The 13,779-nt window shown below is 52.5% G+C and carries 13 protein-coding genes and 2 tRNA genes; 8 read left to right on the top strand and 7 right to left on the bottom strand.

All coding sequences use genetic code 11. The annotated features are described in order from the left end of the window. Positions 1 to 1,500, bottom strand: a complete 1,500-nt coding sequence (locus tag GPJ68_RS19885; RefSeq protein WP_180836953.1) for a sugar ABC transporter ATP-binding protein — start codon at positions 1,498 to 1,500, stop codon at positions 1 to 3. 463 nt (positions 1,501 to 1,963) lie between these two features. Between GPJ68_RS19885 and fucI the strand changes: the two genes are divergently transcribed. From fucI to fucR, 4 genes are all read left to right on the top strand, one after another. Next, complete coding sequence (gene fucI / locus GPJ68_RS19890; protein ID WP_047357907.1) at positions 1,964 to 3,739, top strand: L-fucose isomerase; 1,776 nt, start codon at positions 1,964 to 1,966, stop codon at positions 3,737 to 3,739. Between the two features lie 99 nt (positions 3,740 to 3,838). After that, positions 3,839 to 5,257 carry an L-fuculokinase gene (gene fucK, locus GPJ68_RS19895; RefSeq protein ID WP_104651247.1) on the top strand — a complete coding sequence of 473 codons (1,419 nt, stop codon included), beginning with the start codon at positions 3,839 to 3,841 and terminating at the stop codon, positions 5,255 to 5,257. 1 nt (position 5,258) lies between these two features. After that, a complete protein-coding gene (gene fucU, locus GPJ68_RS19900; RefSeq protein ID WP_019077593.1) occupies positions 5,259 to 5,681 on the top strand; it encodes an L-fucose mutarotase in 423 nt (140 codons plus the stop codon). Between the two features lie 57 nt (positions 5,682 to 5,738). After that, positions 5,739 to 6,467: an L-fucose operon activator gene (fucR, locus tag GPJ68_RS19905; RefSeq protein WP_104651246.1), complete on the top strand. Its 729-nt coding sequence runs from the start codon at positions 5,739 to 5,741 to the stop codon at positions 6,465 to 6,467. Between the two features lie 35 nt (positions 6,468 to 6,502). Here fucR and rlmM read toward each other — a convergent pair whose 3' ends face one another. The 4 genes from rlmM to GPJ68_RS19925 all read right to left on the bottom strand — a co-directional run bounded on the left by rlmM (position 6,503) and on the right by GPJ68_RS19925 (position 9,518). Further along, positions 6,503 to 7,603, bottom strand: coding sequence for a 23S rRNA (cytidine(2498)-2'-O)-methyltransferase RlmM (gene rlmM, locus GPJ68_RS19910; RefSeq protein WP_003034040.1), 1,101 nt, complete (start codon positions 7,601 to 7,603; stop codon positions 6,503 to 6,505). After that, positions 7,596 to 7,991 carry a DUF423 domain-containing protein gene (locus tag GPJ68_RS19915; RefSeq protein ID WP_003034037.1) on the bottom strand — a complete coding sequence of 132 codons (396 nt, stop codon included), beginning with the start codon at positions 7,989 to 7,991 and terminating at the stop codon, positions 7,596 to 7,598. The genes rlmM and GPJ68_RS19915 overlap by 8 nt, the downstream gene beginning before the upstream one ends. 18 nt (positions 7,992 to 8,009) lie before the next feature. After that, positions 8,010 to 8,927: a glycine cleavage system transcriptional regulator GcvA gene (gene gcvA, locus GPJ68_RS19920; RefSeq protein ID WP_016154260.1), complete on the bottom strand. Its 918-nt coding sequence runs from the start codon at positions 8,925 to 8,927 to the stop codon at positions 8,010 to 8,012. Positions 8,928 to 9,290: 363 nt separating this feature from the next. Next, complete coding sequence (locus GPJ68_RS19925) at positions 9,291 to 9,518, bottom strand: YgdI/YgdR family lipoprotein (protein ID WP_016154261.1); 228 nt, start codon at positions 9,516 to 9,518, stop codon at positions 9,291 to 9,293. A 192-nt stretch (positions 9,519 to 9,710) separates the two neighbouring features. Between GPJ68_RS19925 and csdA the strand changes: the two genes are divergently transcribed. Beyond that, positions 9,711 to 10,916 carry a cysteine desulfurase CsdA gene (gene csdA / locus GPJ68_RS19930; protein ID WP_016157368.1) on the top strand — a complete coding sequence of 402 codons (1,206 nt, stop codon included), beginning with the start codon at positions 9,711 to 9,713 and terminating at the stop codon, positions 10,914 to 10,916. Next, positions 10,916 to 11,359: a cysteine desulfurase sulfur acceptor subunit CsdE gene (gene csdE / locus GPJ68_RS19935; RefSeq protein WP_016154263.1), complete on the top strand. Its 444-nt coding sequence runs from the start codon at positions 10,916 to 10,918 to the stop codon at positions 11,357 to 11,359. The genes csdA and csdE overlap by 1 nt, the downstream gene beginning before the upstream one ends. A 47-nt stretch (positions 11,360 to 11,406) precedes the next feature. On the opposite strand, the gene tcdA is transcribed toward csdE, so the two are convergent. After that, positions 11,407 to 12,213 carry a tRNA cyclic N6-threonylcarbamoyladenosine(37) synthase TcdA gene (gene tcdA / locus GPJ68_RS19940; RefSeq protein ID WP_019077596.1) on the bottom strand — a complete coding sequence of 269 codons (807 nt, stop codon included), beginning with the start codon at positions 12,211 to 12,213 and terminating at the stop codon, positions 11,407 to 11,409. Positions 12,214 to 12,252: 39 nt separating this feature from the next. Next, positions 12,253 to 13,350 (bottom strand): murein transglycosylase A, encoded by a 1,098-nt coding sequence (gene mltA / locus GPJ68_RS19945; protein WP_019077597.1) that lies wholly within the window; start codon positions 13,348 to 13,350, stop codon positions 12,253 to 12,255. Positions 13,351 to 13,555: 205 nt separating this feature from the next. Here mltA and GPJ68_RS19950 point away from each other — a divergent pair. Together GPJ68_RS19950 and GPJ68_RS19955 are read left to right on the top strand one after the other, a co-directional pair. Further along, a tRNA-Met gene (locus GPJ68_RS19950) sits at positions 13,556 to 13,632 on the top strand. A 34-nt stretch (positions 13,633 to 13,666) separates the two neighbouring features. Further along, positions 13,667 to 13,743, top strand: a tRNA-Met gene (locus GPJ68_RS19955). Positions 13,744 to 13,779 lie beyond the last annotated feature (36 nt).

Raw genomic sequence — 13,779 nt, forward strand, 5'->3', positions numbered from 1 at the left:
TTAGTCCTCTAACGTCGCATATTGCATGATTTTTTCTTGTGTGGCGTCATCAGAAGCTAACTCCCCGGTAATACGTCCATTACGCATCACTAAAATGCGATCGCACATACCCAGCACTTCCGGTAATTCAGAGGAGATCATGATAATTGACTTCCCTTTTGCCACCAGTCGATTCATTAATTCATAAATTTCAAGTTTGGCACCCACATCAATACCGCGAGTGGGTTCATCAAAGATGAGAATATCGGTGTCTTTACACACCCATCTGGCAATAATAATTTTCTGCTGATTACCACCACTTAAATTCAGAGCAGCCTGTTCTAAATGTGGTGTTTTAATGCGTAGGGCTTTCACCTGTTCTTCGCTGGTTTTCTGACAACGTTTGCTGTCCACGTTGCCATAACGATCGGAATACTCAGGATAATTGCCCAACATAATATTGCGCTCAACGGACAGTCCTAATGCCAGCCCCTCTTTTTTCCTGTCCTCGGTTAAATAGCTGATACCCTGTTTGATAGCATCAGGAATATCTTTAATTACCGTCACGTTACCGTTCAGCTTGAGGGTTCCGCCATCAATGGGATCCGCACCAAAAATCGCCCGCGCCAGCTCAGTACGTCCTGCCCCCATCAGACCGGCGAAGCCCAAAATTTTGCCCTGATACAGAGTGAAATCAATATTGTTTAATACGCCATTGCGCGTCAGACCGCTTACTTCCAACACCGGTTTGCGTTGAGCCAAAGGTTCGCGGCGAGGATAGATATTGCCAAGATCGCGCCCAACCATCATGGCAATCAGATCGCTAATTTTAACCGCATCATAATCCACAGTGGCAATAAACTGACCATCCCGCATCACCGTCGCGCGATCGGCGATCAGCGCCAGTTCCTCTAATCTGTGCGAGATATAAACAATGCCCGTTCCCTGTTCTTTCAGCAAACGAGTTACCTGAAATAAGCTGTCAATTTCCGTTTCGGTCAGCGCTGCCGTCGGTTCATCCATAATAAGAATCTTGGCATTCACCGATATCGCTTTAGCAATCTCAACCATTTGTTGTTGCGCGACGGTCAGATCGGCCACCAGCGTTTCTGGAGAGATATTCAGGTTTAATTTTTGCAAAATATCGATAGCTGCCTGTCGCTGTTGTTTTTCATCCAGACGCCAGCGATTATTTTTGCAAAACTCCCTGCCAATAAATATATTTTCTTCCACCGTGAGTTCAGGGAAAAGGTTAAACTCCTGGTGAATGATGGTGATACCTGCGCTTTGTGCACTCAACGGATTCGCAAAAGTAACAGGTTGTCCCTCAAAAATAATATCCCCTTCATCAGGCTGATAAACACCGGATAAAATCTTCATCAACGTAGACTTTCCTGCGCCATTCTCACCCAGCAGCGCATGAACCTCTCCTTTGCGTAAAGCAAAATCCACATTACTCAACGCTAATACGCCGGGAAAACGTTTCGTAATATGACTCATCTGTAAAAATGTTTCAGACATTGCTGCTTTCCTCAATATACAGAAACTGCAATCAGTGAATCAGGCGCAAAACGTTGCCAGGAAGCCATCGTCACCGTTAATGCGAATACTACCTATAAGTTCATATGCGTTTTATCAATTATGCTAACTCGAGTTAGCGAAGTGCCTTTTAAAGCTATTTTAGCTACTCAAAATAGCCAAATCATTTGGTTTAAAACTGTGACGCTGAACAGACAATTTATTACAACCAATTAATTTAAAAAGGATTTATTGAAAATACCCGTCCTGGTTTATTTGACGCAGATCGAATTTTAACCACTTCTCGTGAAGCCTCTCACAGTTCCACAACAAAAAAGTTGTGCAAAAAACTCTCCAATACCTAAGCTAACTCGAGTTAGCAAAAATGGGTTATTCAGCCAACTGCGACGGTGGTGTTCAACATCCGCTTTTGCAGCACGGCATAAAGTGAGATGAGGAACCTCGAATGAACAAAAATAGCTTACCGAAAATTGGAATTCGTCCGGTGATTGATGGGCGCCGTATGGGTGTTCGTGAATCGCTCGAAGAGCAAACCATGAATATGGCCAAAGCCACTGCTGCGCTGATCACAGAGAAACTTCGTCACGCCTGTGGCGCACAAATTGAATGTGTGATTGCCGACACTTGCATTGCCGGGATGGCTGAATCTGCCGCCTGTGAAGAAAAATTCAGCAGCCTGAACGTAGGCGTGACGATTACTGTGACCCCATGCTGGTGCTACGGTAGCGAAACCATCGACATGGATCCGATGCGCCCGAAAGCTATCTGGGGCTTTAACGGAACAGAACGTCCCGGCGCAGTTTATCTGGCCGCAGCATTGGCTGCGCATAATCAAAAAGGACTTCCCGCCTTCTCTATTTACGGCCATGACGTACAGGATGCCGGCGATACCACGATCCCTGCCGATGTTGAAGAAAAATTGCTGCGCTTTGCCCGTGCGGGCCTGGCGGTTGCCAGTATGAAAGGCAAAAGCTACCTGTCCGTAGGCGGCGTTTCAATGGGCATTGCTGGCTCGATTGTCGATCATAACTTCTTTGAATCCTGGCTGGGAATGAAGGTTCAACCCGTTGATATGACCGAACTGCGTCGTCGCATCGACCAAAAAATCTATGACGAAGCTGAGCTGGAAATGGCGCTGGCGTGGGCGGATAAAAACTTCCGCTACGGTGAAGATCAGAACGCACAGCAATATAAGCGTAACGCAGAGCAGAGCCGTGCGGTGCTGAAAGAGAGCCTGCTGATGGCCATGTGCATTCGCGACATGATGCAGGGTAACCAGAAACTGGCAGACAAAGGTCGGGTTGAAGAGTCGCTGGGGTACAACGCGATTGCCGCAGGCTTCCAGGGCCAGCGTCACTGGACCGATCAATACCCGAATGGCGATACCGCCGAAGCACTGCTCAACAGCTCCTTTGACTGGAACGGCATTCGCGAACCGTTCGTTGTCGCCACCGAAAACGACAGCCTGAACGGCGTGGCGATGCTGTTTGGTCATCAACTCACCGGCACAGCGCAGGTCTTTGCCGATGTGCGCACCTACTGGTCGCCAGAGGCGGTTGAACGCGTCACGGGTAAACCGCTAACCGGCCTTGCTGAGCACGGTATTATTCACCTGATTAACTCCGGCTCGGCAGCGCTGGATGGCTCCTGCAAACAGCGCGACGGCGAAGGGAAACCGACCATGAAGCCGCACTGGGAAATCTCACAGAAAGAGGCTGATGATTGCCTGGCGGCTACCGAATGGTGTCCGGCTATTCACGAATACTTCCGCGGCGGCGGCTATTCTTCTCGCTTCCTGACCGAGGGCGGCGTGCCGTTCACCATGACCCGCATCAACATCATCAAAGGCCTGGGCCCGGTGCTGCAAATCGCGGAAGGCTGGAGCGTGGAATTGCCGAAAGAGATGCACGACCAGCTTGATGCGCGCACCAACTCCACCTGGCCAACCACCTGGTTCGCCCCGCGCTTAACCGGTAAAGGCCCGTTCAGCGATGTCTATTCCGTCATGGCTAACTGGGGCGCAAACCACGGCGTACTGACGATTGGTCACGTGGGCGCGGACTTTATTACGCTCGCCGCCATGTTGCGTATCCCGGTTTGTATGCACAACGTGGAAGACGAAAAAATTTACCGCCCTTCAGCCTGGGCAGCCCATGGTATGGATATGGAAGGCCAGGATTATCGCGCCTGCCAGAACTACGGCCCGCTGTATAAGCGTTAATGCGACTCAGGCCCGGTGGCGCAAGCTTACCGGGCCTGCGCAGTGAATTTTGTAGGCCGGGTAAGCGCTGCGCCATCCGGCTACGTTTGGGGAGCGATTATGAAACAAGACGTTATCCTGGTTCTCGACTGTGGCGCGACCAACGTGCGGGCTATCGCCGTTGACCGACAGGGAAAGATTGTCGCCCGCGCAGCAACCCCGAACGCCAGTGACATCGCAACAGAAAACAGTACCTGGCATCAATGGTCGCTGGAGGCCATTCTGCAACGCTTCGCCGACTGCTGTCAGCGCCTCTGCACGCAACTGGCCGCCTTCCATGTCCGCGGGATCGCCGTCACCACTTTTGGCGTAGACGGCGCGCTGGTTGATAAGAACGGCAAGCAGCTGTATCCGGTGATTAGCTGGAAATGCCCACGCACCGCAGCGGTGATGGAGAATATTAACCGCTACATATCACCGCAGCAATTGCAGGAAATTTCCGGCGTCGGCGCATTTAGTTTCAACACGCTGTATAAATTGGTGTGGCTGAAAGAAAACCATCCGCAATTTCTGGAGCAGGCGCACGCCTGGTTGTTTATCTCGTCGCTTATCAACCACCGTTTAACCGGCGAGTTCACTACAGATATCACCATGGCGGGCACCAGTCAGCTGCTGGACATCCGGCAGCGCGATTTTAGTCATGACATTTTGCAGGCTACGGGCATACCGCGCCGTCTGTTCCCGCGCCTGGTTGAAGCAGGCGAACAGATTGGGGTTTTGCAACCAGAGGCTGCCAGCTTGCTCGGGCTTACGGCGGGAATTCCGGTCATCTCTGCCGGACACGACACGCAGTTTGCGCTATTTGGCGCTGGAGCCCAACCAGATGAACCGGTGCTCTCTTCCGGCACATGGGAAATTCTGATGGTGCGCAGTGCGCAGGTGGATACCTCCCAGCTCAGCCAATATGCGGGTTCCACTTGTGAGCTGGATAGCCAGGCTGGACTGAATAACCCCGGCATGCAGTGGCTGGCTTCCGGTGTACTCGAGTGGGTGCGTAAGCTGCTGTGGACTGCCGACACCCCCTGGCAGACGCTGATCGACGAAGCCAGGGCCATCCCGGCAGGCGCCGAAGGCGTGAAGATGCACTGCGACCTGCTGGCCTGTCAGAATGCGGGCTGGCAAGGGGTTACGCTCAATACCACCCGTGGGCACTTTTATCGCGCCGCGCTGGAAGGACTGACAGAACAGCTGCAGCGAAACCTCCAAACGCTGGAAAAAATCGGTCATTTCCAGGCCACAGAACTGCTATTGGTTGGTGGGGGAAGCCGCAACGCGTTGTGGAATCAGATCAAAGCGAATGTTCTCGGGATACCTGTCAAAGTGCTGGATGACGCCGAAACCACCGTGGCAGGTGCCGCAATGTTTGCGTGGTCGGGCATTGGGGAATTTGCCTCACCGGAACAGGCACGCGGGCAGGTACGCTACCAGTACCGTTACTTCTATCCGCAAACCGAATCCGAACTAACAGGAGTTGAGTAACATGCTCAAAACAATATCTCCCTTAATTTCGCCCGACCTGCTGAAGGTACTGGCTGAAATGGGGCACGGCGATGAGATTATATTTTCCGATGCCCACTTCCCGGCCCACAGCATGGGACCACAGGTTATCCGCGCCGACGGTCTATTGGTCAGCGACCTGCTACAGGCGATTATTCCGCTCTTTGAACTGGACAGCTATGCCCCACCGCTGGTGATGATGGCGGCTGTTGAAGGCGATGCCCTCGATCCTGACGTCGAGGCCCGCTATCGTCAGGCGCTTTCACTGCAAACCCCCTGCCCGGACATCACGCGTATTGACCGCTATGCCTTCTATGAACGCGCGCAACAGGCGTTTGCGATCGTTATCACAGGAGAGCGGGCAAAGTACGGGAATATTCTATTAAAAAAAGGAGTAACCCCGTAATCTCTGGTCTGAATGCCCGTCAGCTACGGGCATTCATCATAAGATGAGGATCAGAACATGAAAGCGGCGCGCCAGCAGGCGATCGTAGATCTGCTTACCAACCACAAAAATCTGACAACCGAAACCCTTGCTTTGCAACTTAAGGTCAGCAAAGAGACCATCCGCCGCGATCTCAGCGAGCTACAAGCCCAGGGAAAAGTGCTGCGCAATCACGGGCGGGCCAAAGTGATTCATCGGGAAAATCAGGACAGCGGCGACCCGTTTCATATGCGACTCAAAAGCCACTATGCCCACAAAGCGAATATTGCCCGCGAAGCGCTGGCATGGATCGAAGAAGGTATGGTGATAGCCCTGGACGCCAGCTCAACGTGCTGGTACCTGGCGCGACAGTTACCGGACATCAACATTCACGTCTTTACCAACAGCCAGCCCATTTGCCAGGAATTGGCTAAACGCGAACACCTTCAGCTCATCAGCTCCGGCGGTCGCCTTGAGCGTAAATACGGTTGCTATGTTAACCCCTCGCTCATCTCGCAGCTCAAACCACTCGAGATCGATCTGTTTATTTTTTCCTGCGCAGGGATCGACAGCGACGGTGCACTCTGGGACTCTAACGCGACCAATGCCGACTTCAAGTCCATTCTGCTTAAGCGCGCAGCGCAGTCATTATTGCTGATCGATAAAAGTAAATTTAATCGTTCGGGAGAGGCCCGAATTGGGCATCTGGATGATGTGACGCATATTATTTCAGATACGCCGCTGATTGAAACAATGCAGCCCGGATAAGGCATTTACGCCTTCATCCGGCCTGCAATTTTACCTTATCGCTCGTCGCGACGACCACCAACAGCAGCCCACAGGCGACGGACGTGCACGGTGACTTCTTCACGGTCATGATACAGCTGACGCGCCTGAATCTGGGCATTTACGCCATGCTCGTCAAGCTGTGCCTGAATATAAGCCAGGTTTTGCGACACCTCTTCGTAGCGTTTTTTCATCGGCAGCTTGAGGTTGAAGATAGTCTCTCGACACCAGCCGTTGACCAGCCACTGCGCCATCAGGGCGGCAACCTTCGCGGGCTTTTCCACCATGTCGCAAACCATCCACGAAATGTTATTGCGATTTGGCCGGTACTTAAATCCGTCTTCGCGCAGCCAGGTAACTTGTCCGGTATCCATCAGGCTTTGCGCCATCGGACCATTATCCACGGAGTAAACCCACATGTTGCGTTTAACCAGTTGATAGGTCCAACCGCCCGGGCATGCCCCTAAATCCACCGCATACATTCCGTTAGCCAGACGTTCATCCCACTCATCGGCAGGAATAAACACGTGCAGCGCTTCTTCCAGCTTCAGTGTTGAACGGCTCGGCGCATCGGCCGGGAACTTCAGACGCGGAATGCCCATGTAGAACGGGGAGTTATTGTCAGGCCAGGAATAGCCGGTATAGCAACAGCCTGGTGCGATAAAGAACACATGAACCACCGGACGTTTTGGCGTTTCATACTTTGCCAGCACACCCGCTTCCCGCAGCGCCGCGCGCAGCGGTACGGTAAACTTACGGCAAAATTTAACCAACTCTTTGCTTTCATTGGTATCAGCAACTTCAACGCGCAGATCGCCGCCTTTCTCTACCACGCCCTGCAACATGCCGACAATCGGCGTAATGCGGTCTTCCGGCGGTAAATATTGCAGCAGTTCGCCCACCACAAACATTTGACGGGCAAAAATCAGCGAGCTAAACGGCAACTCTTTCACTAACTTTTCGGCATCGTCCTGCTGATAGCATTCGAAGATGACGTAACCCGCATTGTCTTTCACGCGGGCAAAACCGAAGATTTCCCGGCGTCCTGCTTTATCCGTAATTTCTGCGGCGCACTCTTTTTCAAAACCTGGGCGACACAACAATACAACCTTATTCATGGCTAACGCCCTTACGTTTCAATCGAATAGCGCCCACTAACATCAGCGCCCAGCCCACAAGGAAGCTGAAACCGCCGACGGGGGTAACAAACGCCCACAGGCGTAAATGAGAGAGCGCGAGGCAATACAGGCTGCCGCTAAACAGCACCGTTCCTAATGCCAAAAACACGCTACTCCAGTAAAACCAAATGCTAATACGCCGCTGCATGGCGACGGCCAGGCCAAATATAGCCAGCGTATGGAACGCCTGATACTCGAGGCCAGTCTGGATCCACCCCATCTCAACGACACCGAGGGTTTTACTCAGAACATGTGCCCCAAAGGCGCCCAACGCCACAAAGATAAAGCCACTTACGGCGGCAAAAATCAGCATAAAACGGCTGGTCATGTGAATACCCTACGTAAATTATTGTTCATAACGAAAGCGGAATTTTTCTTGTTCCGTGGCCGCTTTCGCCAGAATCCACTGACGGAAGGCGGCTATTTTACCCAGTTCTGCCTGACTGTCATGACAAACCAGATAAAATGCGTTTTTGCTGACCAGAACATCATTAAACGGACAGACCAGACGTCCGGCTTCTATTTCGGATTGCGCCATGACGTTATTAGCCAACGCAATTCCCTGTCCATGGATAGCAGCCTGGAGCACCATGGCGCTATGGCTGAAGATGGGTCCCTGCTGTACGTTGATATGATTCAGGCCAAGCTGGCGCGTATAGGCTTGCCAGTCACGGCGTGACGCATCGTGCAATAATGTGTGTTTCGCCAGATCTTCGGGCGTCTTTAGCGGTTTATCACCGGTGAGTAATAGCGGCGAGCAGACCGGCAATAAATATTCTGCGTACAATTTTTCAACGCGCAGACCCGGCCAGTTGCCACGTCCGTAGAAAATCGCCACATCAACATCGTCAGCCAGTTTGTCTTCCTGACGGTCCACCGCCTGGATCCTGACATCGATTCCCGGATAAGCTGAGTTAAAGCTAGAGAGTCTGGGAACCATCCATTGGATTGCAAAACTGGGCAATAAACTCACAGTGAGCGCACCTTTTGCACTGCGTGCCTGAAGTTTACGCGTCGCGTCGGTTAATTGCGAAAAAATCTCTTTGATGTCGAGAAAGTAGCTTTGGCCTTCTTCCGTTAACAGCAAAGATCGATTGCGTCGACGAAACAGCTTCAGCCCCAGGAAATCCTCAAGTGACTTGATTTGATGACTTACTGCGGCCTGCGTCACAAAAAGCTCTTCTGCTGCGCGAGTAAAGCTCAAATGACGCGCTGCAGCATCAAAAACACGCAACGCATTTAGGGGTGGTAATCGTTTTGACATGACTTTTAGGCTTTGATGTTAAATGAATTTAACAATTAACCAACAGGCTGTAACCTATTAGTTTTTTTTATCTGAGCCATTATAAATTGTCCGTTGAGGTTCTACCAGCAAATACCTATAGTGGCGGCACTTCCTGAAGCCGGAACGAAAAGTTTTATCGGAATGCGTGTTCTGGTGGGCTTTTGGCTTACGGTTGTGATGTTGTGTTGTTGTGTTTGCAATTGGTCTGCGATTCAGACCATGGTAGCAAGGCTACCCTTTTTCACTTCCTGTACATTTACCCTGTCTGTCCATAGTGATTAATGTAGCACCGCCAAATTGCGGTGCTTTTTTTTGTCCGACTCTTTGTCGATGGACGACCGGTTAGTTATCCAGTTCTACCATCTCTTTCACATCGGTACGGTTAATCTGCTGTTTGTTGCCGTTAGCGTCTTTATACGAAATCATCCCCGTTTCATTGTCGGTCTGTGGCTTACCATCAGATACGATTGATCGACCATCATTGGTGTGCATCACGTAATTCGAACCAGAACAGGCGCTCAGGGCAAAAGTCAGCATACAAGCAGAGATAATTGCGGCAGTCTTTTTCATCTTTTTCTCCTTAAAGCGATTTATGCTATTAAAAACACACTCCGTAACAGGCTAAATTGCTCGCCTAACGGTATATAGCATAAGACACTGCGTGGACTTTGCCAGGATATCCAGAGTATTCCGATGGTTAGCACACCCCTTGTATCAGCGCCCTTTTTGCGCCACGATCGGTTTACTGAACTGAGGAATACCATGAACGCTTTTAACCCCGCGCAGTTTCGCGCGCAATTTCCCGCACTCAACGATGCTGGCGTCTATCTCGACAGCGCTGCTACCGCACTGAAGCCGCAGGCAGTGATTGAGGCCACCCATCAGTTTTATAGCCTGAGCGCCGGAAACGTCCATCGCAGCCAGTTTGCCGAAGCACAGCGCCTGACCGCACGCTATGAAGCCGCGCGGGAAAAAGTCGCAAGCCTGATTAATGCGCCGGATGATAAAACAATCGTCTGGACCCGCGGTACGACGGAAGCGATCAACATGGTTGCCCAAAGCTATGCGCGACCGCGCTTACAACCGGGTGATGAGATTATCGTTAGCGCAGCAGAACACCATGCCAACCTCGTGCCCTGGCTGATGGTGGCGGAGCAAACGGGGGCGAAGGTCGTCAGGCTGCCGCTTAACGCCCATTTATTGCCAGACGTTGAAAGCCTCGCGCAACTCATCACTCCACGCAGCCGCATTCTGGCGCTTGGGCAGATGTCGAACGTTACCGGCGGTTGCCCGGATTTGGCCCGCGCCATTACGCTCGCCCATGCGGCTGGAATGGTGGTGATGGTGGATGGTGCCCAGGGGATTGTCCATTTCCCCGCCGACGTACAGCAATTAGACATTGATTTCTATGCGTTCTCGGGCCACAAGCTGTATGGCCCCACCGGCATTGGCGTGCTGTACGGTAAACCGGAACTGCTGGATGCCATGTCTCCCTGGCTCGGTGGGGGTAAAATGATTAGCGAAGTCAGTTTTGACGGTTTCACCACCCAGGCTGCTCCATGGAAGCTGGAGGCCGGTACGCCTAACGTTGCTGGCGTTATCGGACTAAGCGCGGCGCTCGAATGGCTGGCGGACGTTGACGTGGTGCAGGCCGAAAACTGGAGCCGGGGTCTGGCGACGCTGGCAGAAGATGCACTGGCGAAACGCCCCGGCTTTCGCTCCTTCCGCTGCCAGGACTCCAGTCTGTTAGCCTTTGATTTCGCAGGCGTTCATCACAGCGACATGGTGACGTTGCTGGCAGAATATGGCATTGCGCTGCGTGCAGGACAACACTGTGCGCAACCGCTGCTGGCAGAACTGGGCGTGTCCGGGACGCTACGCGCCTCATTTGCACCTTATAATACGCAAAGTGATGTAGATGCGTTGGTCGCAGCCGTTGACCGCGCGCTGGAAATATTGGTGGATTAATGACAAGCCCTCTGTTCGCCGGACACCCGTTTGGCACAACCGTAACGGAAGAGACGTTACGCAATACCTTTACCCCGCTCACCCAGTGGGAAGATAAATATCGCCAGCTGATTCTGCTGGGTAAGCAGTTGCCAGCTCTTCCTGATTCGCTAAAGGCACAGGCCAAAGAGATCGCGGGCTGCGAAAACCGCGTTTGGCTGGGGCATACCCTTCATGAGAATGGTACTTTGCATTTCTTCGGCGACAGCGAAGGTCGCATTGTTCGCGGGCTGCTGGCGGTATTACTCACGGCGGTCGAAGGTAAAACTGCAGCCGAGTTACTGGCGCATTCGCCAATGGCATTATTTGACGAGCTAGGTTTACGCGCGCAGCTCAGCGCCTCGCGTACCCAGGGGCTGCATGCTCTGAACGAGGCGATTCTTGAGGCTGCCCGACAGGTTTGATGGTTGCCGGATGGCGACGCGAACGCGCCTTATCCGGCACAACACACTCAACTCTGGCGCGCCGCTTTCGCCATCATCTTCTTCAGCGCATGTGAGACGGCAACAAAGCCAAAGGTGGCGGTCACCATAGTGGCCGCGCCAAAACCGGATGCGCAATCCATGCGCTTCGGCCCTTCCGCCGTCGCCTTCATCGCACATACCGAGCCATCTGCCTGCGGGTAAACCAGCGCTTCGGTCGAGAACACACAGTCCACGCCCAGCTTGCCTTTGCTGTTTTTCACCACGCCAAAATCGCTTTTCAGTCGCTCGCGTAGCTTGGCTGCCAGCGGATCCTGGATAGTTTTTGCCAAATCAACGACCTGTATCTGCGTCGGGTCGATCTGCCCTCCCGCACCACCGGTGGTCACCAGCGGAATTTTGTTACGCCGACACCAGGCGATCAGTGCCGCTTTTGGGCGCACGCTATCAATCGCATCAATGACATACGAATAACCCGCACTCATATACTCAGCAACATTATCCGGCGTGACAAAATCATCGACCACGTTCACCCGGCACTCCGGGTTAATCTGGCGGATACGTTCAGCCATCACTTCAGCTTTTGCCAGGCCGACGTTATCGCGCAGAGCATGGATCTGGCGGTTAGTATTGGTGACGCACACATCATCCATATCGATGAGCGTGATGGCGCCAATACCGGTACGCGCCAGCGCTTCCGCCGCCCACGACCCTACCCCGCCAATCCCGACCACACAAACGTGCGATTGGGCAAACAACTGCAGCGCATTTTCGCCATACAGACGCGCCGTACCGCCAAAACGCTGGCGCCAGGCATCACTGATAACCACAGACATAACACCTCAAATTCATTAATATCGAGCGCCATCCGGCTATTAACCGCTGAACACGTTACCCGTACCCGGCGCTGTTTTCAGTACCCAGACGCGACCGTAGTGATTATACCACCCCGCACGGTGTCCGGCGTCAGCACCAATGCCCTGATAGATATCGAAGTGTTGCCCTTTAATAGCGCCACCCACATCTAACGCCACCATCAGGCGCAGTTCGTACTGGCCGGTAAACTTGCCGTTATTGTCCAGTAACGGGACTTCCGCCAGCAATGTTGTGCCCGCCGGAATGATACTGCGGTCAGAAGCCACAGACGCGCGGCCAATCAACGGTACCGCGCTGGCCCCTTTGACCGGTGCAAAAGATTGCGGTTTAAAGAAGACAAACGATGGGTTCTGCTCCAACAGCTCACGCACTTCGGCTTCGCTGTGCGTTTCACCCCAATGGCGAATAGCCTGCATCGACATATCTTCTTTTTTCACTTCGCCACGGTCGATAAGCACTTTACCGATGCTGCGATAGGCGTGGCCGTTTTTCCCGGAATAGCTAAAGAAGTTAAGCGGACTGCCATCGCCAAAATCGATGTAACCACTGCCCTGCACATCCATAATGAAGTTATCCATTAGGGAGTTGCTGTACGCCAGAATGTAGTTGTCGCTCAGCGCGCCCGCGTAAATCTCGGCACGGCTTGGTAAGCGCCCACGTTTTGGCGGCATGCGATAGATAGGATACTGAAACTCGCCCTGGCGCGTATGGCGCGCCTGAATAACCGGCGTGTAATAACCGGTAAACTGGACGTTACCGTAGTTGTCCGCCCCTTCCATTTGCCAGGCATCAATACCAAACTGGCGCATACTGCGCGTATCACCGCCCGCACGTAACCACTGCTGGATAGCGTTGTAAACGTTGCTCTGGTTGCCGTACAAACGTGGCGAAGCGCTGCGAATTTGATTAACCTGCTCGGCGAAATCACCGGCATTGATTGGTGCGCCAACCGCATCAGGCTGGTTCACCAGTGAGAAAGGCTGGGTAAATTTCCCGTCTTTATACTGCTGCCCACGATCGGTGGGTTTTGAGGAACACGCGGCGAGCATCGCGACGACTGCTCCCGCAAGAAGATATTTTGCCCAACGTCCTTTCATTGTTCTCGTCTTATGTTGCCTGAATGCGAGACGAAGATAACAAACCCCCGAACCTAATGAAATGCGTATACATACCCGAACGCAAATTTTGAGCAAAAAACAATCCAGAATGCGTTGTTTTTGTTCATTTTCACCTTAAAAACGTGATCAAGGTGAAAAAAGGGTTGCATGAAAATGCGAGCAGAGTATAGTGCGCATCCACGGACGCGGGGTGGAGCAGCTTGGTAGCTCGTCGGGCTCATAACCCGAAGGTCGTCAGTTCAAATCTGGCCCCCGCAACCAATTAAAATTTGATGAAATAAAAGCAGTACGGTGACGCGGGGTGGAGCAGCCTGGTAGCTCGTCGGGCTCATAACCCGAAGGTCGTCGGTTCAAATCCGGCCCCCGCAACCAACATTATAAACACCCTAAAGGGTGTTTTTTTGTATC

Source organism: Citrobacter sp. 172116965, from assembly GCF_013458095.1.
Lineage (GTDB): Bacteria > Pseudomonadota > Gammaproteobacteria > Enterobacterales > Enterobacteriaceae > Citrobacter > Citrobacter braakii.

Bases quoted from the DNA above. Each gene is read 5' to 3' on its own strand.
- GPJ68_RS19885 (WP_180836953.1), bottom strand. From the start codon at position 1,500: ATGTCTGAAACATTTTTACAGATGAGTCATATTACGAAACGTTTTCCC.
- fucI (WP_047357907.1), top strand. From the start codon at position 1,964: ATGAACAAAAATAGCTTACCGAAAATTGGAATTCGTCCGGTGATTGAT.
- fucK (WP_104651247.1), top strand. From the start codon at position 3,839: ATGAAACAAGACGTTATCCTGGTTCTCGACTGTGGCGCGACCAACGTG.
- fucU (WP_019077593.1), top strand. From the start codon at position 5,259: ATGCTCAAAACAATATCTCCCTTAATTTCGCCCGACCTGCTGAAGGTA.
- fucR (WP_104651246.1), top strand. From the start codon at position 5,739: ATGAAAGCGGCGCGCCAGCAGGCGATCGTAGATCTGCTTACCAACCAC.
- rlmM (WP_003034040.1), bottom strand. From the start codon at position 7,603: ATGAATAAGGTTGTATTGTTGTGTCGCCCAGGTTTTGAAAAAGAGTGC.
- GPJ68_RS19915 (WP_003034037.1), bottom strand. From the start codon at position 7,991: ATGACCAGCCGTTTTATGCTGATTTTTGCCGCCGTAAGTGGCTTTATC.
- gcvA (WP_016154260.1), bottom strand. From the start codon at position 8,927: ATGTCAAAACGATTACCACCCCTAAATGCGTTGCGTGTTTTTGATGCT.
- GPJ68_RS19925 (WP_016154261.1), bottom strand. From the start codon at position 9,518: ATGAAAAAGACTGCCGCAATTATCTCTGCTTGTATGCTGACTTTTGCC.
- csdA (WP_016157368.1), top strand. From the start codon at position 9,711: ATGAACGCTTTTAACCCCGCGCAGTTTCGCGCGCAATTTCCCGCACTC.
- csdE (WP_016154263.1), top strand. From the start codon at position 10,916: ATGACAAGCCCTCTGTTCGCCGGACACCCGTTTGGCACAACCGTAACG.
- tcdA (WP_019077596.1), bottom strand. From the start codon at position 12,213: ATGTCTGTGGTTATCAGTGATGCCTGGCGCCAGCGTTTTGGCGGTACG.
- mltA (WP_019077597.1), bottom strand. From the start codon at position 13,350: ATGAAAGGACGTTGGGCAAAATATCTTCTTGCGGGAGCAGTCGTCGCG.